Raw genomic sequence first — 17,858 nt, 5'->3', positions numbered from 1 at the left:
TAGTAGCTTGATAATGAATCGGGGCATTTTACAGAGTTTTGCGCCTGCCGGAAAATGCCGCCAAGCAACCGGTAAGTAGCAGCAAACCAATTAGCCAGAATAAGAGACTGTTACCCAGGCGCACATAGGGTGTGGCCCCGCCAAAGCCCTGCACGGTGCTGTGCAAACCGGCAGTGGTGAACATCTCCAGCTGCTCCAGTACCCTGCCCCGCTCATTGATGATGGCAGTGACTCCGGTATTGGTGGCACGCAGCATGTAACGGCCGGTTTCCAGCGCACGCATCTGCGAAATCTGCAAATGCTGACGCGGGCCGATGGAATGGCCGAACCAGGCGTCATTGCTGACATTGACCAGTAGACTAGCCTGTGGCAACTGCATGATGATTTCTTCGCCAAACACATCTTCGTAGCAAATATTGACAGCCACGCGCTGCCCGGCCAGATTCAGCGGCTGCTGATCCAGCCCGCCGCGTGAGAAATCCGATAACGGAATATGCAGCACGTCGATCACCCAGCCAAATATCGGCTTCAGCGGAATGTATTCACCAAATGGAACCAAATGATATTTACGATAACTTTGCTCGGGTGAAGCACCAAAACTGAACATAGTGTTGTAATAACTATCATCCGCCGGGGAACGTTCCACCAGGCCGATCAGTACATCGCCCTGACGGGAGCGAGCGTGTTCGGTCAGCAATTCCAGATAATCCCGTGGTGCCTGTTCGTAATACAGAGGAAACGAAATTTCCGGGGTTACAATCAATCTGCTCGGACTTTCCTGCACCAGCCGGACATACGTCCGCATGGTGGCGGACAGATGCTCCGGCTCCCATTTCATGTTCTGTGGAATGTTGCCTTGCAACAAGCTGACGGTCACCGGCTCCCCTTCCGGTTGAGTCCAGTGTATTTGTTGCAAGCTGAAACCAATGATCCAGACACTGCCCAGCCATAGCCAGAAACGACGGTTTTGTCTGTTTTCCAACCAGCAGGCCAGCCAGGCGGCGCTCAGCATCAGCAACAGCGATATGCCATACACGCCCACAATCGGCGCAAAGCCTGCCAGAGGACTATCCGGTGCTTGTGAATAACCGACTGCCAGCCACGGAAAACCGGTGAACAGAGTACCGCGCAGCCATTCCATCAATGCCCAGAGTGCTGCCACCACTCCCGGCCACGCCCAGGAGGCACGAAAATACCGCAGCGCTGCGATCCCGCCAGCCAGTGCAGGAAATAATGAAAGATAGGCACATAACACGATCAGCGCCAGCACTGCCAGCGCGGGCGCCATATGACCAAAATCATGCAGACTGACGTAAAGCCAGGTCACTCCTATGCCAAACAGACCCATGCCAAATGCAAACCCGGTTGATGCTGCCTGCATGGGTGTTCTGCTTGTGCGCCAGAGCAAGGCAAGCAGCGCCAGTGTGGCAACGGGTGCCGGATAAAAATAAAAAGGGGCAAAGCCGGTTACTGTCACCCCACCCAGCAGGAAGGCAGCAATCAGCCTGTAATAACCGTTCAATTTATTGACACTCCGGTTAAATCACGAGAAGAAAAGGGAAAACAAGGCTTGATTTTTACTGTTTTCCCAGTTCAGAGATGAATTTGAAAGGGAGGTATAACAAGGCGTACACCACAAAAAGATAGGCAATAAAGGCAAAAGGATTTTCCCGGAAACTGTCAATGATCGTTTTATGCTTGCCTTCCCGTTTGAGGCGATCATATTCCTCACGCACCCGCGCACTGCGCTCAACCTGGTAGGTATCCAGCAACTCCCGTGCCTGCTCGTATTGAGATTCTTCACGCACCCATAACGCTGGCATGGAAATTCCCCAGTTACCGGCCGTGGTTTCATAAAAATCAATCTGATGCTCGCTCAGCAGCACCCGCACCTCTTCCGCCTCATCATCCGGCACATTTCTTAATTTAAATAGCAGTTTTGACATTTGCCAATAAAATTCTACAAGATAAACTCGAATTCTCTATCAGAATGAAGCCGCTGTCTGCAGCAATAATTTGTATCATGCATATATCATCACTGATAAATTCTCTTCCCGGTTGATAATCCACTTTATATCTAGCTATCTGTCAAAAAGATAAAGCTCAGTAAGCTGGCCAGCATGAATCTGTTATTTGCTTGTCATGAAAGTGGCAGGAGGATGTGAAAATTCTGCGCACGTTGTCAAGGAGCTATGTAGAAATATTGCCGGGATAAGGGTATTCTGCATAACTTTCATTTACCTGAAAATATAATGTTGAGGACGCTCGGCGAATCTGGACCTGTTATTCAGGATGCAACCTTGATTAGAAATCGCCATAAGCTTGCGTAAAACTGAAAAAATTACCATACGGTTCAAGCAAGAGCGCTCTTTTGTTAAACTCCATAAAGGATAAATTGAGAGAGACATGTCTAATTTTATTCGCACTATCATAGTAATTGTTTATCTGGTGTGTGCCTCTGGCGGTGCCTATGCATCCTCAAAATTACCTGAAACAATCAGAGTTGAATCCGCTGCACTCACATCTGAGCCGCCTTGTGATCCCAAAATTCCACCAGCCTGGCGTGATGCGCAAGTTATTGAAGGCGTGAAAATTGATGCAGATCCAAGTTGCAGCCCGGATAATCCTGCCTGGATTGCCGTTGCTGTTAAAGGAACCAATAATGTTTCCATGGATACGCTTATGCAAACGCACTTTTCTCCAGACGCCATCATCAAGACAGATGATCTGGATGGAGACGGCGATCCTGATCGTATCGTTATCAAGTTGGAAATCATGGAATTAAATGGAAAATCCCCTGATTTTCCCGGCCAGGTTCCCACCTTTGATATCGCTCCTGGCGTACAACCCGGCGCCTGGGTTTTTGCCCCCAAAACCAGCGGCATGTCAACCGAAAATTTTGAAAGTGTGCGAGCCACTCCGCTGATCAGATTGCCATCACCGGTAATCCGGGTTGAGCAGGGAGATATCGTACAGATCGTGCTGGAAAATACGCATTACTTTCCGCACAGTATCCATTTACATGGCGTGGATCACCCTTTCCATTATGAGTTTAATGGTAACGATGGCGTACCTCAAACCAGTGAAATGGAGCTGATGCCTGGTGAACGCCGTATTTATCAATTCCAGGCACGTGAAACCGGCACCATGTTTTATCACTGTCACGTCCAAACACATACTCATTTGTCGATGGGCCTGGCGGGAATAATCGTTGTTGAAGAAAACCGGCCCAATAACTGGCTGCAAACATTGAATATTGGCGGTGGCCACGTACGGCACCGATCAGTTGCGATCAAAGAGGATTTTGATCGGGAATATGACTTGCACTACCATTCAATGGACAAGGAACTGGGTGACATTATTAAGGAATACAACGACCCACGTTTGACTGCGCGCGACATGAACCGACGCTACCAAATCAATAATGCTACCGAGGATTATTTTACAATTAATGGATTATCATTTCCTTATTCACTCAGAGAATCACTGATCATAGTTGATCCAGACGAGAAAATTAAATTACGTTTACTCAACAGTGGCAGTGAATCAATCGCGATTCACACACATGGGCATCATGCCATGATTACGCACTATGACGGAGTGGAGCATAATCCTATAGCACAAATCATGCGTGACGTGTTTGATCTAGCCCCGGCGCAACGTCTGGATCTGAAACTGGAAACCATCAATGACGGCAGACACAGTTATGGTGAAGGTGACTGGCTGATCCATGATCACCGTGAAAAAGGAATTACGACAAACGGTATGGCTGAAGGTGGCAGCATGAGTTCCATTGTGTACACTTCGTATCTTGGTGAAAACGGCTTGCCGGATACGAGTCACTTTGGTGTTAATCTCGACCATTTTTTCACCAAGGAATATTGGGAAAGAAAGGTTCCCGTTTGGCAAGACCTGGATGAAGCCGCTACTTTTGGAGCTGCCGCAGGAAGAACAATCAATCTTGACACCGCAACTCGTAACATTTTGCTCTATGCTTTAGGAGGATTGCTGGCTGGATTGCTCCTGTACTCGATCTTTGTCGGACGTAGTCATATCAAACAATATGCTGCAGCATTAATTTTACGAATCAGAGGAAAAAAAGGGGGTAAAGCGTAATGAACGCAAGATTCAAGATCATTTTTCTGCTGGCTGCCACTTTGCCATTCTGTTTCGATGCTATGGCGCAACAGCAGGCCACACCCGATGAACACGATCAACATGCCCAGCACGAACAGCATAGTGGTCATGAACAGAGTGAACCAAAGCAGGAAGAGGCCACACAGTCCGAGCATGATCACAGTGGGCACGACATGAGTACCAGCAGCGAAACGGCGGCTGAACATGAACATACTCACAAGGATCACAGCATTGATGCCGAATCGCATCAGGAAAAGCCTGTTCAGGATCATGCCCATAAGGATCACAGCATTGATGCTGAAACCCACGAACACCCGTCAGAGCATGACCATGACGTGCACCTGGGTGGAGCAGCTGATCATGGCGATATGCATCACCACCACCATGTGGATGATGGCCACATCATGGATCATGAAGGTACGATGATCATGGGTCAGAATCTTGACAAGCTGCCCAGTGGTTGTAAAAGCATTTCTGAAGAAGTGGAAATTACCGTTCGTGCAGGCAGAAAATATGCAAAAAGGTTTCCTGGAACCGTTTTTGCCTTTGATCAACAGCAGTGGCACGTTAAACCTTGTTCAAAGGTTACTTTTCATTTCACCAATGAAGACAACATCCGCCATCAATTCATGATGCATGGTCTGCCTAGATATATATATCAACTCGGCATGTTCCATCTGGAAGTCACGGGGCCGAAAACTGTCTCCGGCACAATTATCGTACCGGGATCGGACGACACCTTGCTGGTGCATTGTGATATTGCACAGCACATGGAAAAAGGAATGAAAGCCCAGCTCGTTATTGGTAAGGGTGGCCAGGATATCCCTAGCATCCCCGGATTGACGCCTTACAACATCACCGATGTTTATGAAGCTGAAGATCTGCCAAAAATAAGTGCATCTGAAAATAAACAAGACAAAAGCAAAGTGGTAAGGGAAATTACCAAGTCACTTGCCAAAAGTGATACACAAAACTACCTGATACTTCTGATTGGAGCACTGATAGGGTTATTCAGCATTCCACTACTCAGGAAAATCATTCCCAGAAGAAAAACCAGTAAGAATGAGGAATAAGTAAACAAAAATGTAAGTCATGTCCCTTCGCATAGCCGTGGGGACATGGCCTCTTCCTCCGTAACTTGCAACACAGGAAATAATCCATCCTGAGCAATCTTCCACCTCCACGAACTTTTCGGTATGTCCAGCACGTTATAGGATAAAGAGTCCGGGTACAAAAGAAAATCGGCATTCAGAGGATCATGCGCAAGTTACAGCTCTGCAACGCACCATACACGCAGCGCAGGTCTTCAAGCGTTACAGTAACGGGACTGCCAGATGGTGATCTCTCAGATGAGCCGCCGCAGAAACCCCTTGGCTATTGATTCGGCAATGTATCAATATATAAATGACGCCGTCCCAGAGAAAATTTCTTTGAAACACTCAAGGAGTTCAAGCGCATCACTTTACACAGCGACAAAACCGACTACAGCTTCTCGCCAGCCATTTACCTGCTATCTGCTGTCACCAACTCCAGTTGAATCTCAACAGAACCTGATCTGGCCAGGCGCCCCATCCCAGACAATAAGCTTTAGCAGCAATTGGTAAAGCCATAAACCCGTGACACCGGTAAAAGCTGGTGTTTTTATCGATCCCGTCTTGCCTGGTACTCGCCCGTACAGCCCAACCCTCAATCAATACCGTACAGTATTCAACCACCATTCTTTAGTCACAGGTGAGCTAAAAGCGCGCCCAATAGGCTGTAAATGCAGTGTACACACGCCAGGCCCTTGTGCTGCAGCAACCCGGGGAGACTCAATGGCGGCGGCGTCTGAAGCGCTGCGGGCCCTCAGCCAAACCATTTCTGACCCCCCTGGTGCGGGCAGCATCTTAGTCTGGCAACTGACTCCATCAAACAGGTCATTTCGCGTTGTTCCATGATCCTCTCTCCTCTCCCGGGGCAAACGTTTAAGCGTCATAGACACCAGGAGATGAATAAACCTGCCACTACTGTTTGCTACAAGAATTTCTTGAAACATCAATAAGGGTTGACATAGATCTTTATCAAAGGTAAATTCGCGACCCGATTTTAATAAACGGAAGGGGAAATATAAAATGATCTCAACAGTTTACGCCATTACACTCGTAGGGATAGGCTTGGTCATGGCAGTCTTTTATTTTGTGATAATTAATTCCAAAAAAACTGAAGCGGATTATCAATCCATTACAAAAAAATGGTACGGCGTGCGCAGTAAATGGTTTATTTTTTTACTGGCACTGGGAATCATCGTCACCTTCGCCTCACTGAATCCATTTCCAATTCCTGATCAACACAAGGAATATTCAAGCAATGATTACCAGACCGTCGCGGTAAATGGTCATCAATGGTACTGGACAATGACACCTGCCACCGTAAAATCAGGCCAGCCGGTTGAATTCCAGGTATCTGCCGCAGACGTGAATCACGGGTTCGGTATCTATGATGAAAACCTGGTATTGATTGCTCAGACCCAAGCTATGCCAGGCTACACCAATAAACTTATTCACACATTTGACAAACCCGGAAAATTCAAGATTCTTTGCCTGGAATATTGCGGCCTGGCGCATCATGTGATGATCACCGAATTGATAGTTGAATAAATAACCCTGCATTAACAATAACTTATTGGAGAATACAATGAGTACAACAGAAGTAAGCAGCAAGATTGAGTATTCCGATTCAGAAAATCGGAATGCACTAATCGCCGTTAAATCTCACCTGATAGCGGGGTTACTGGTATTTTTATTGATGATGCTCGCGGGGCTGGCCATGCGGGCGGCACAAGGCACTTGGTTGGAAATTGGCGCTGATCTGTTTTATCAGATAATGACAGTGCATGGCGCAGGGGTTGTGGGGGCCGCAATGATAACCTCGACTGGGGTACAGTGGTACTTTCTGCGCCAATACGTACGGCTGAGTAACGGAGTTTTCTGGACCAATTTCTTTATTTTCTTGACGGGTGTTGTGCTGATCCTTGGCTCTATTTTCTTAGGAAAGTATGGTGGTGCATGGACGTTTCTCTTTCCGTTACCCGCTATTTCAATGGGAGCCTGGTCCGCGGGCGCTGCAGCCGCCTTTCAGCTGGGTTTGCTCATCATCGGTGTGGGGTTCTTGATTCTCTATCTAGATTTCGGCCGCGCTATCCTAGCACGCTATGGTAGCCTGGCACGTGCTCTGGGGCTTACCCAGCTTTTTGGTAAAGAACCGGTAAATTACAAGCACCCGGCAGCAGTGGTTGCCAGCACGATGGTGCTTATTGTCAACTTTATGGGTATTGCCGCAGGTGCTGTAGTACTAGTCATGGGTCTGGTTAATCTGTTTTACCCCGAATTCAAACCAGATGCCTTATTGATGAAAAATCTGATCTATTTCTTTGGTCACGTTGTCATCAATGCCACCATATACGCATCAGTCATAGCGGTTTATGAACTCCTTCCACGCTATACCGGCCGTCCATGGAAAACCAACAAACCATTCTATGCCGCTTGGTTCGCCATTGTATTCATGGTGATGGGGGTATATCCACACCATCTTCTAATGGATTTCCCGATGCCAACCTGGGCGCTTATCACCGCACAGGTACTCTCCTTTGGTAGTGGCCTCCCGGTTTTGGTGGTTACCGGTTACGGTGCGTTAATGATCGTATATCGTTCAGGCATCACATGGAGCACTTCTGCCAAGTTACTGTTTCTATCAATGTTCGGCTGGGCTGCTGGAGTAATTCCAGCTATTCTGGATGCAATGGTTACCGTGAATCGTACATTCCACAACACCCTGTGGGTACCGGGTCATTTTCATTTCTACTTACTGCTTGGATTACTTCCCATGCTCATCGGATTTGCCTACTTTCTGGCAGGCGAAGGTGACCGCAAAGAACGGCCTAAAGCAGTTGATAGCCTTGGATTCTATGCCTATCTGATCGGTGCATTCATGACATCCATGGTTTTCCTTGCCAGTGGCGCAAACAGCATCCCTCGCCGCTGGGCCGTCCATTTACCGGAATGGATCGGCTTTGCTCAAGCAGGGACAATCGCCGCTTCACTGGTTGTGCTGGGAATGTTGCTATTCATCACGCGCGCTTTAATTAGCCTGCCAGGTGCAAACAACCCCCGCTAAAACATAGACACCCCGGCAATTTCTCCAAATAAAAATGGAGAGTTGCTGGGGAATCTGATAGTAGCACTCGATACACTGCACACGGGGAATAAGGGATGAAAACTTTTCTGGCAACGTTTCTCGTAGTTATCGTGGGATCTCTCGTTCTTTGGGTAAGTACTGACGAAGGACGTGCTTTTACAGCAGAAGAAGCGCGTCGCCTTGAAATCCGTGAAACCCCTCGATCTGTGCCTGACTGGCGCCTGCAGAATCAGGATGCTGAAACTTTCAGAATCCAGGACTGGCACGGACATTTCATTGTGGTAGATTTTATCTACACAAGCTGTCCTGATGTATGCCTGATACTTAGCGGCAATCTTAAAACCCTGCAGAAAGATTTCTCCACTGAAGAGAAATCAGACAAACTTCGCTTCCTCAGCATTAGTTTTGATCCTGAAAAAGATACCCCTCAGCGACTGAAAGAATATTTGCATCATTTTTCTGCCGACCTCAGATACTGGATGGCTGCCCGGCCGATCAATCCTTCCCAGAAAGAAGCCATCCTGGATTTCTTTAAGGTCATCGTAATCCCTGATGAATACGGTGGTTACACTCACTCCGCCGGCTACCATATCATCAATCCAGATGGAAAACTGGTCGCCATATTTGGGATTGAACAGACAGATGAACTTCATACTTACCTGAATCAGGTTCTGGAGGAAAAAGAAAATGTATCCAAAAGCTAAACAGGCATGGTTACTCCTGGCAGCACTGGTCATACTGGCTCTCCCTCCGATGCAGCGATTTCTGGAACAAAGCATGGTAATGCACATGCTTGTTCAGATTCCGGCACTGGCAATCATAGGATGGATGATCGGCAAGATACTGCCTGAAAATTGGAAAAATAATATAGCTCCATGGAACCGATGGGGAATAACAGGCATAGCACTTGCTATTATTATCATGACCTACTGGATGTTGCCACGCGTACAGGATGCTGCTATATCCGAATGGCCTATCGAACTGACAAAATTTATCACTGTACCGATAATGGGCATGGCATTGGGAATAAGTTGGCCTCAACTTAACCCTATCGCACAAGGGGTTCTGAAACTGGAATTTTGGGCTACTTTTATGCGCTTGGGGTGGTTGTATCTTGATCTGCCTGATCGCCTCTGTGCAAATTATCTTTTGAGCGATCAGCGTGTTTTTGGACAACTATTGTTACTGGCTGGAAGTATTTGGGCAGTTGCCTGGACGCTTAGAATCACGTTTGGAATAAAAATTATCAACAACTGAAACCCGCAGTGATCTGCAGGAAGATGGATCACCGCGGGTTTCAGTTTCAGTTACTATGTGTGCGGTACCATAAGGTTGAGTTAAATATTACTGCCCCCAGAATATTGCCGATCGTTACTGGAATCTGATTCCACAGCCACCACTCAGAAATCGTCACGTCAGCGCCTGACAGTATCCCAATCGGGAAGACAAACATATTCACCACCGCGTGCTCAAAACCGAGCGCAAAAAAGGTGGCAATTGGCAGCCAGATCAGCATGACTTTACCCGGCACACTGCGCGATCCCTTAGCAAAAACCGGGCCGAGACTGACCAGCCAGTTACACAGGATTCCCATACCAACGGCGGCAATCCAGCCATTCATCCCATACCCCGCATACGAAACTTTTTTCTCTGCAAGATGGGCCAACGTAGTAAGAACTCCTGGTGGTTCTACTGCCCCTCCCTTGGTCAGCGAAAACCAGAGTAAACAGGCAAAGAAAATACCGCCGACCAGATTGGCTACGAACGTCCAAAACCAGTTACGCACCACACTTCCCAATCCGATTCGCCCTGCAAACAGTGCCATGGGCATTACGGAAAAACTGCCAGTCGCCATCTCCAGACCCAGTATCGCCAGCATGACATAGCCAACCGGAAAGAGCAGGCCTGCTGCTGCCGTCGGCCATCCTTGCGCAACCAGCAACGCACACAATGCCGCACCATAGGCAAGAAACGGAGTGCATAAGAATCCCCGCGTCAGAATCTGTGCAACATTGAATTTGCTTTTCTTGACTGCATCTTCAACGAGATCATGCCCCATCTGCACAGGCAGGACACTATCAATAATCGCGGTCGGATCACTACTTGCCTTAACCGGAGTCATGCTGCCTGCATAACCGCCAGCCGACATACTTTCTGCGATAGCACTGGATTGAATGACCTGTTCACTTAAAATAACAGAAGGTTTTTCAGATTCTTTCATATTCTCTTTAAGGTAGACTAATTGAGGAAATTAAAATAGTGATGCTGTGATTGTATGCACAGCGGGCGGGAATTCTGTCATAACTCAGGATGGCCAGCAAGAAAAATAGTGATGTATATTTAGCAGGTTACGGGCATCCTTCGATGAAGATGAAGAAGGCAGTACTTTACGCAATCGTTAGCTCGAATCATACTAAAAAGCATCCGGAAAATTTTCGGCTGACTATCAATAATCTTTACAGAATCACGGCCTCCTGCGCTACCTGCTGCAGAGATTGAATTACACACCTCAATGTCACCCAAAACCACTCTGGCATTTACAGTACAAAAGCAAACTGATCTGGTACGGGTTTATACATATCCTTCCGGATTACATTTCTGCCAGCGCCAGTGATCTCGGCACATCGCAGCCAGATCACGCTGCGCATTCCACCCCAGTATCTTTTCAGCCAGTGCAGGATCAGCATAACAAGTCGCCACATCCCCTGCCCGTCTGGGTGATAACTGATACGGAACATGCTGGCCACTTGCATTCTCAAAAGCCTTGACCACATCCAGCACGCTGTAACCGGTGCCAGTACCAAGATTGACTGCAAGACACTGCGGTGTGGCAAGGTGCCCCAGCGCACTGAGATGCCCTAGTGCCAAATCCACCACATGAATGTAATCTCGCACGCCGGTTCCATCATGCGTCGGGTAATCACTTCCCCACACATTCAGATGTTCACGCCGCCCCACCGCAACTTGTGCGACGAAAGGCATTAGATTATTGGGAATCCCTTGCGGATCCTCGCCAATCAACCCGCTGTCGTGTGCACCCACAGGATTGAAATAACGCAGGATGGCAATGTGAAATTGAGGATTGGCCCGATACACATCGCGCAACATTTCTTCAATAATAAGTTTGCTGCGGCCATAGGGATTGGTGGCAGATAACGGATGATCTTCCGTCAAAGGTAAACGTTGTGGTTCGCCATAAACAGTTGCCGAAGAGCTGAAAACCAGTGTGTATACAGCACAATTCTGCATTGCGGCCAGCAACCGGAGAGTACTGACAACGTTATTGTCATAATACTCAAGTGGTTTTTCTACCGACTCCCCTACCGCCTTGAGCCCGGCAAAGTGAATGACAGCCTCACAATGGTAATCTTTCAGAACCTTTTCAATGGTCGCCTGGTCTCGCACATCCCCCCTGACTACAGCAAGTTTCTTACCGGTGATTTTTTCTACCCGGCGCAATGCCTCCGGATGGCTGTTGCAAAAATTATCAAACACGACAACCTCATATCCGGCTGTCAGTAATTCGACGCAGGTGTGCGAACCAATGTAACCAGCTCCTCCAGTAACAAGAACCTTCATATCAATACCTTATCAGATCTAAATAAATACCAGATTAAGCAATCACTGCTGCCGCCGCGCAAGCAAAGCTTGTTTTCATCTAAATACGTTTTCCCTAAGTATTTTAAGCAGATACTGGCCATAACCATTTTTGGCCAGTGGCTGGGCCAGCATTTCCAGCTGTGCCGCATCAATCCATCGTTGCCGGTAAGCGATTTCCTCCGGACAGGCCACTTTAAGTCCTTGTCGGTTTTCCAGAGTGGCGATGAACTGGCTGGCATCGAGCAGAGTTGCATGTGTTCCTGTATCCAGCCAGGCGTAACCCCGGCCCATGATTTCCACACTTAACTGATCTTGTTCCAGATATAGGCGATTCAGGTCGGTAATTTCTAGCTCTCCACGTGCCGAGGGCTTAAGCGTTTTAGCAAAATCGGTAACCTGGTCATCGTAGAAATACAGACCGGTTACTGCATAGTTGGATTTAGGCTGCCTGGGTTTTTCTTCCAATAACAGCGCCTTCCCGCGTGCATCAAACTCAACCACGCCATAGCGCTCAGGATCAAGCACATGGTAAGCAAACACACTGGCTCCCTCCGTGCGCGCCATGGCATTGGCCAGTAATTGCTGCAAATCATGGCCGTAGAAAATATTGTCGCCCAGCACCAGTGCAGAAGGGTGATTGCCAATAAACGCTTCTCCGATCAGAAAAGCTTGTGCGAGACCATCCGGTGCAGGCTGTACCGCATATTGCAGATTCAATCCCCATTGCTCACCACTGCCCAGCAATTGCTGAAAACGGGGTGTATCCTGCGGCGTGCTAATGATGAGTATGTCGCGAATACCTGCCAGCATCAGGGTGCTGAGCGGGTAATAGATCATCGGTTTATCAAATACCGGCAATAATTGTTTGCTCAGCGCAAGCGTGGCCGGGTGCAGCCGCGTACCGGAACCGCCAGCAAGAATAATACCTTTTCTATTTGTCATAATGATTTTCTGGCAATCCGCAGAAAAATGAAATTGAAGAATCAGGGGAACATGTGAATTCTTGCAGATAGAACTAGTCCATAAAATACGGACTGTTATACTACAAGACTTGCGGCGGATCGTGCGGACATAGACAAATCCGGATGAACCAGCCGGCAAGCAGTTTACCTGTTTTGCCGGAATCACTTAATCGCAGATAAAGACCCATTTTCTCAGTCACACTGTTCAACATGAAAAATATCGGTTTTATTGGTCTGGGTATCATGGGAAAACCCATGGTCAGCCATCTTATCCGGGGAGGCCACCCGGCTTATCTCCATTCCCGCAGTGGCGTGCCCGATGAGTTGACAGCCCTGGGTGGAATTGCCTGCCCTACACCCAAGGCTGTCGCAGAGCAGACGGATATTATTATTCTGATGTTACCGGATACGTCAGATGTCGAAAAAGTGCTGTTTGCTGAAAACGGTGTCATGTCGGGCCTTTCCACAGATTCAGCCCGATCGAAAATTATCATCGACATGAGTACGATTTCACCAATTAGAACCCGCGATTTCGTCAGACGAATCAACCAATCCGGGCATGATTATGCAGATGCCCCCGTATCAGGCGGCGATATCGGCGCCCGGAACGCCGCGCTAACCATCATGGTCGGCGCAACTGAACCGGTTTTTGCAAGAATCGAACCCATCCTGGCGTTAATGGGAAAAACCGTCACCCGCATCGGCGAGCCAGGTACTGGACAGATCTGCAAGGCAGCCAATCAGATCATTTCCGCCCTGACGCTTGAAGCAGTGGCCGAAGCGCTGGTATTTGCTTCCAAGGCCGGGGCGGATCCAAACAAGGTCAGACAAGCGTTGCTGGGTGGATTTGCTGCTTCGCGCATTCTGGAAGTACACGGGGAGCGTATGCTCAAACACGCCTTCACACCTGGCTTTCGCGTCGATTTGCACATGAAGGATCTGGGGATTGCACTGGATTGCGCTACGGAGCTAGGCGTCAGCCTGCCGGGTACTGCGCTGACTCAATCGCTTTATAACGCCTGCGTTGCACAGGAAGACACGATGCTGGATAGCTCAGTCATCGTGCGTATCCTCGAAAAATTGGCCGGACATACTATCAATCCATCCACAGCAACCTCTCATGAATCGTAAGCAACTGATTACAGCCTTTCTGAAGTTTCTGCCTGAAGAAGCGATACTTTACGAGGAGGAAGATTTAAGGCCGTATGAATGTGATGCCCTGTCCGCCTACCGGCAGATGCCCATGATTGTCGTGCTGCCGCGCACAGAAGCTGAAATTGCCGCTATCCTGCAAATCTGTCATGCCGGACAGGTTCCGGTCGTGGCACGCGGCTCCGGCACCGGTCTGTCCGGTGGGGCACTACCTCACGCAGAAGGCATTTTACTGTCATTGGCCAGACTGAACCGCATTCTGGATATCGATCCTGCTGCCTGCACTGCACGTGTTCAACCTGGTGTGCGTAACCTGGCCATCAGCGAAGCCGCTGCAAGCTATGGAATGTATTACGCACCCGATCCTTCCTCACAGATCGCCTGTAGTATTGGCGGAAATGTGGCGGAAAACTCCGGGGGGGTGCACTGCCTCAAGTATGGACTCACCGTTCATAACATTTTACGCTTGCGTGTACTGACAATTGAAGGTGACATGCTGGAAATCGGTGCTGACGCACTCGATAGCCCCGGTTTTGATTTGCTTGCACTGATGACAGGCAGCGAAGGCATGCTGGGCATTGTCACCGAAATCACGGTAAAACTGCTTCCCAAACCGGAAACAGTGAAATTGGCCATGGCCGTGTTCGACGATATCAGCAAAGCCGGGGATGCTGTCGCCAACGTCATTCAGGCAGGTATTATTCCGGCCGGTATGGAGATGATGGATAAAATTACCATCCACGCCGTCGAGGATTTCGTACACGCAGGCTACGATCTTGAAGGTGCAGCGATTTTGCTGTGCGAATCTGACGGCATGGCGGAAGAAGTAGCCGATGAAATCAAACAGATCCAGACCATTCTGCAAGCCAGTGGCGCTGTCCGGATCAGCCTTGCGCGAGATGAAGCCGAACGGCAGCTTTTCTGGGCCGGACGGAAAGCCGCCTTTCCGGCAGCCGGCCGGGTTTCACCGGATTACTACTGTATGGACGGCACCATTCCACGCAAGCATTTGGCACATGTGCTGGAACAAATTGAGCAACTTTCAGCTGAATACGGTCTGCGCTGCATGAATGTGTTTCACGCGGGAGACGGTAATCTGCACCCGCTGATTCTGTACGACGCCAATCAGCCGGGCGAACTGGAGAAAGCAGAAGCCTTTGGCGCACGCATACTGGAAATCTGCATTCAATCCGGCGGATCATTGACCGGCGAACACGGTGTAGGCATCGAAAAACTCAACCAGATGTGCCTACAATTCAATGATGCCGAACGTGATCTGTTCCATGCGGTCAAGGCGGCATTCGATCCGCAATCGCTGCTCAATCCAGGCAAAGCCATTCCCGAACTGCACCGTTGCGCCGAATTCGGGGCGATGCATGTCCATCGAGGCGCTGAAAAATTTCCAGACATACCCAGGTTCTAATCAGACATACCCAAGTTCTAATTTATGCAAGATCAAACCATTCTCGATCAGCTCATCCAGACCGTTACAGAAGCAGCCGAATATAAACAGGCGTTATGCATCCGGGGAGGCGGCAGCAAGGATTTTTACGGCAACCCGCAGGCGTTGCAACCTCCCGCGCTCAACACAGCTACCTGGCAGGGAATCGTCGATTATGAACCCAGTGAGTTGGTTATCACTGCTCGCGCCGGAACACCGCTGGCCGAGCTGGAGAAGCTGCTGCATGATCATGGTCAGATGCTGGCTTTTGAACCTCCTTGCTTCAATACATCCGCTACGCTGGGCGGCTGTGTCGCTGCCGGATTATCCGGCCCCAGACGCGCCTACACCGGCGCAGTACGCGACTATGTATTAGGTATCGGATTGCTGGATGGCCAGGGCAGAACCCTGTCTTTTGGGGGGCGTGTCATGAAGAACGTGGCCGGTTATGATGTCTCCCGCCTGATGACAGGCGCCATGGGCACGCTGGGGGTATTGCTCGAAGTGTCACTTAAGGTACTCCCTAAGCCGGCTGTAGAACGCACCCTGTGCATTCAGACCAACATGCCCCAAGCGATCGGAATCATGCGCCGCTGTGCAGCTGAACCGCTGCCGGTTTCCGCTACCTGTTTTCATGAGAATCAGCTTTATGTCCGGCTTTCCGGTGCTGAATCCGCCGTGCACACGGCACATGCCAGACTGGGCGGAGATGAAATTAAAGATAAGGGAAGTTGTGAGGAAAATTTCTGGAAATCCGTCAGGGATCACACCCATCCGTTTTTCCAGCAAGGAAAATCGAATGGCAAATCGCTGTGGCGGCTGTCGATCCAATCGACCACCCCTCCGCTTTCGCTGCCAGGTGAACAACTGATTGAATGGGGCGGTGCACTGCGCTGGCTGGTGACAGACGAAGATACCGATGCTGCCAAGATCCGCAACCTTGCTTCCGGTGCCGGCGGCCATGCCACTCTACTCCATGGCAATAAAACCGCAACCCCCGTATTTCACCCGCTTTCCCCTGCCCTGCTTAAAATCCACCAGAGACTGAAGCAGCAGTTTGATCCGGCAGGTATTCTGAATCCGCAACGACTGTATGCCGAGTTTTAAACCATGCAAACCCGTTTGACTGATCTGATTAAAGACACCCCGGAAGGCAAGGAAGCCGATGCCATTCTGCGCAGTTGTGTGCATTGTGGCTTCTGCCTTGCTACCTGCCCCACCTACCAACTGCTGGGAAACGAGCTGGATAGCCCGCGTGGGCGAATTTATCTGATCAAGCAGATGCTGGAAGGCCAGGAGGTAACAGAAAAAACGCAGCTGCATCTCGATCGCTGCCTGACCTGTCGCGCCTGCGAAACCACCTGTCCATCCGGGGTACAGTACGGGCGTCTGCTTGATATCGGCCGGGGCATGGTCGAACAGCAAATCCAGCGTACGCCTTATGCAACATTCAAGCGCTATACCTTGCGCAAACTGCTGCCCAACCGTACTCTCTCCAGCTTTTTCATGGGCGTTGCCCGCTTGAGTCGCCCGCTGCTCCCCGTCCGGCTGAAAAGAACGATCTTACCGAAGCCGGTAACTGCACGCAGCCTCTCCGGCAAAACCCACACACGCTCCATGCTGATACTCGCTGGTTGTGTACAGCCGGCCATGACACCCAACACCAACCACGCTACCACACGCGTGCTGGACAGGCTCGGCATCTCGGTCATCACCGCGGAACAGGCCGGCTGCTGCGGTGCACTGGCTTATCACCTTAATGCGCAGGAAGAAGGATTGAACGCCATGCGCCGCAATATCGATGCATGGTGGCCTTTTGTCACGCGATCCGAGAATCCGGTTGAGGCCATTATCGTCACGGCCAGCGGCTGCGGCGTCACTGTCAAGGATTACGGACATCTGCTGCAACACGACCCAGTTTATGCCGAGAAAGCAGAACGAATTTCCAGCCTGACCCGCGACATCAGTGAAATCATCACGGCCGAAACCTCCACACTGATTCCGTTGTTGGAAGCAGCAAAAACCGCATCGACATCCTCCTCGTTCCCACGCAACCTTGCCTTTCATGCCCCCTGCACCTTACAACATGGCATGAAACTAAAAGGAAAAGTCGAACCGATTCTGCAAGCAGCAGGCTTTAACCTCACCAAAGTCGCTGACCCCCATCTCTGCTGCGGTTCAGCGGGCACCTATTCCATCCTGCAACCCAAACTTTCTCGTCAGCTACGTGATAACAAGATTACTGCATTGACCATGGAAAACCCCGATCTGGTGGTTACCGCCAATATCGGCTGCCAGATACACCTGCAAGGCGGCACCCGGCTGCCTGTACGCCACTGGATTGAACTGCTGGATGAAACCCTGGGCGGATAATCCCCAAACATCAGGGAAAC

Annotated in this window: 15 protein-coding genes; 10 read left to right on the top strand and 5 right to left on the bottom strand. The window is 49.6% G+C overall.

Annotated features, from left to right (window positions below; genetic code table 11):
- Positions 1-28: 28 nt before the first annotated feature.
- Entirely contained in the window at positions 29-1,522 is a 1,494-nt protein-coding gene (gene lnt / locus ABF86_RS09105) for an apolipoprotein N-acyltransferase (protein WP_160803557.1), read from the bottom strand.
- 55 nt (positions 1,523-1,577) lie between these two features.
- Positions 1,578-1,946: a DUF6164 family protein gene (locus tag ABF86_RS09100; RefSeq protein WP_074710486.1), complete on the bottom strand. Its 369-nt coding sequence runs from the start codon at positions 1,944-1,946 to the stop codon at positions 1,578-1,580.
- A gap of 460 nt (positions 1,947-2,406) precedes the next feature.
- On the opposite strand from ABF86_RS09100, the gene ABF86_RS09095 reads away from it, so the two are divergent.
- From ABF86_RS09095 to ABF86_RS09070, 6 genes are all read left to right on the top strand, one after another.
- Complete coding sequence (locus ABF86_RS09095) at positions 2,407-4,116, top strand: multicopper oxidase domain-containing protein (RefSeq protein WP_160803556.1); 1,710 nt, start codon at positions 2,407-2,409, stop codon at positions 4,114-4,116.
- Positions 4,116-5,210 (top strand): cupredoxin domain-containing protein, encoded by a 1,095-nt coding sequence (locus tag ABF86_RS09090; RefSeq protein WP_160803555.1) that lies wholly within the window; start codon positions 4,116-4,118, stop codon positions 5,208-5,210. The genes ABF86_RS09095 and ABF86_RS09090 overlap by 1 nt, the downstream gene beginning before the upstream one ends.
- 1,038 nt (positions 5,211-6,248) lie before the next feature.
- Complete coding sequence (locus ABF86_RS09085; protein ID WP_160803554.1) at positions 6,249-6,773, top strand: cytochrome C oxidase subunit II; 525 nt, start codon at positions 6,249-6,251, stop codon at positions 6,771-6,773.
- A 37-nt stretch (positions 6,774-6,810) separates the two neighbouring features.
- Positions 6,811-8,289: a cbb3-type cytochrome c oxidase subunit I gene (locus ABF86_RS09080; RefSeq protein WP_160803553.1), complete on the top strand. Its 1,479-nt coding sequence runs from the start codon at positions 6,811-6,813 to the stop codon at positions 8,287-8,289.
- A gap of 95 nt (positions 8,290-8,384) precedes the next feature.
- Positions 8,385-9,014 (top strand): SCO family protein, encoded by a 630-nt coding sequence (locus ABF86_RS09075; RefSeq protein ID WP_011634911.1) that lies wholly within the window; start codon positions 8,385-8,387, stop codon positions 9,012-9,014.
- Entirely contained in the window at positions 8,998-9,567 is a 570-nt protein-coding gene (locus ABF86_RS09070; RefSeq protein WP_083331380.1) for a hypothetical protein, read from the top strand. The genes ABF86_RS09075 and ABF86_RS09070 overlap by 17 nt, the downstream gene beginning before the upstream one ends.
- A 46-nt stretch (positions 9,568-9,613) precedes the next feature.
- Here the strand turns inward: ABF86_RS09070 and ABF86_RS09065 are convergent, their stop codons facing one another.
- The 3 genes from ABF86_RS09065 to rfbA form a co-directional block, all read right to left on the bottom strand.
- Positions 9,614-10,531 carry a formate/nitrite transporter family protein gene (locus ABF86_RS09065; protein WP_011634913.1) on the bottom strand — a complete coding sequence of 306 codons (918 nt, stop codon included), beginning with the start codon at positions 10,529-10,531 and terminating at the stop codon, positions 9,614-9,616.
- Between the two features lie 350 nt (positions 10,532-10,881).
- Complete coding sequence (gene galE, locus ABF86_RS09060) at positions 10,882-11,889, bottom strand: UDP-glucose 4-epimerase GalE (protein ID WP_160803552.1); 1,008 nt, start codon at positions 11,887-11,889, stop codon at positions 10,882-10,884.
- 75 nt (positions 11,890-11,964) lie between these two features.
- On the bottom strand, positions 11,965-12,852 hold the full coding sequence (gene rfbA, locus ABF86_RS09055) for a glucose-1-phosphate thymidylyltransferase RfbA (protein ID WP_160803551.1): 888 nt from the start codon (positions 12,850-12,852) through the stop codon (positions 11,965-11,967).
- A gap of 230 nt (positions 12,853-13,082) precedes the next feature.
- Between rfbA and ABF86_RS09050 the strand changes: the two genes are divergently transcribed.
- Genes ABF86_RS09050 through glcF form a run of 4 tightly spaced genes read left to right on the top strand, consistent with a single transcriptional unit; the run spans position 13,083 to position 17,838 of the window.
- Positions 13,083-14,003, top strand: coding sequence for a 2-hydroxy-3-oxopropionate reductase (locus ABF86_RS09050; protein ID WP_160803550.1), 921 nt, complete (start codon positions 13,083-13,085; stop codon positions 14,001-14,003).
- Positions 13,993-15,447 carry an FAD-linked oxidase C-terminal domain-containing protein gene (locus tag ABF86_RS09045; protein WP_160803549.1) on the top strand — a complete coding sequence of 485 codons (1,455 nt, stop codon included), beginning with the start codon at positions 13,993-13,995 and terminating at the stop codon, positions 15,445-15,447. Before ABF86_RS09050 ends, ABF86_RS09045 begins: the two co-directional genes overlap by 11 nt.
- A gap of 24 nt (positions 15,448-15,471) precedes the next feature.
- Positions 15,472-16,572, top strand: coding sequence for a glycolate oxidase subunit GlcE (glcE, locus tag ABF86_RS09040; RefSeq protein ID WP_011634918.1), 1,101 nt, complete (start codon positions 15,472-15,474; stop codon positions 16,570-16,572).
- Positions 16,573-16,575: 3 nt separating this feature from the next.
- Positions 16,576-17,838 carry a glycolate oxidase subunit GlcF gene (gene glcF / locus ABF86_RS09035; RefSeq protein WP_160803548.1) on the top strand — a complete coding sequence of 421 codons (1,263 nt, stop codon included), beginning with the start codon at positions 16,576-16,578 and terminating at the stop codon, positions 17,836-17,838.
- Positions 17,839-17,858: the final 20 nt, after the last annotated feature.

This window comes from Nitrosomonas sp. GH22, from assembly GCF_009833115.1.
In the GTDB taxonomy this organism is placed as follows: domain Bacteria; phylum Pseudomonadota; class Gammaproteobacteria; order Burkholderiales; family Nitrosomonadaceae; genus Nitrosomonas; species Nitrosomonas eutropha.
Note: the sequence above shows the minus strand (reverse complement) of the source record. Positions and strands in the feature narration are given on the sequence as shown.

Excerpts from the sequence above, each read along its gene's own strand:
- ABF86_RS09100 (WP_074710486.1), bottom strand. The coding sequence starts at position 1,946 with ATGTCAAAACTGCTATTTAAATTAAGAAATGTGCCGGATGATGAGGCG.
- ABF86_RS09095 (WP_160803556.1), top strand. The coding sequence starts at position 2,407 with ATGTCTAATTTTATTCGCACTATCATAGTAATTGTTTATCTGGTGTGT.
- ABF86_RS09090 (WP_160803555.1), top strand. The coding sequence starts at position 4,116 with ATGAACGCAAGATTCAAGATCATTTTTCTGCTGGCTGCCACTTTGCCA.
- ABF86_RS09085 (WP_160803554.1), top strand. The coding sequence starts at position 6,249 with ATGATCTCAACAGTTTACGCCATTACACTCGTAGGGATAGGCTTGGTC.
- ABF86_RS09080 (WP_160803553.1), top strand. The coding sequence starts at position 6,811 with ATGAGTACAACAGAAGTAAGCAGCAAGATTGAGTATTCCGATTCAGAA.
- ABF86_RS09075 (WP_011634911.1), top strand. The coding sequence starts at position 8,385 with ATGAAAACTTTTCTGGCAACGTTTCTCGTAGTTATCGTGGGATCTCTC.
- ABF86_RS09070 (WP_083331380.1), top strand. The coding sequence starts at position 8,998 with ATGTATCCAAAAGCTAAACAGGCATGGTTACTCCTGGCAGCACTGGTC.
- ABF86_RS09065 (WP_011634913.1), bottom strand. The coding sequence starts at position 10,531 with ATGAAAGAATCTGAAAAACCTTCTGTTATTTTAAGTGAACAGGTCATT.
- galE (WP_160803552.1), bottom strand. The coding sequence starts at position 11,889 with ATGAAGGTTCTTGTTACTGGAGGAGCTGGTTACATTGGTTCGCACACC.
- rfbA (WP_160803551.1), bottom strand. The coding sequence starts at position 12,852 with ATGACAAATAGAAAAGGTATTATTCTTGCTGGCGGTTCCGGTACGCGG.
- ABF86_RS09050 (WP_160803550.1), top strand. The coding sequence starts at position 13,083 with ATGAAAAATATCGGTTTTATTGGTCTGGGTATCATGGGAAAACCCATG.
- ABF86_RS09045 (WP_160803549.1), top strand. The coding sequence starts at position 13,993 with ATGAATCGTAAGCAACTGATTACAGCCTTTCTGAAGTTTCTGCCTGAA.
- glcE (WP_011634918.1), top strand. The coding sequence starts at position 15,472 with ATGCAAGATCAAACCATTCTCGATCAGCTCATCCAGACCGTTACAGAA.
- glcF (WP_160803548.1), top strand. The coding sequence starts at position 16,576 with ATGCAAACCCGTTTGACTGATCTGATTAAAGACACCCCGGAAGGCAAG.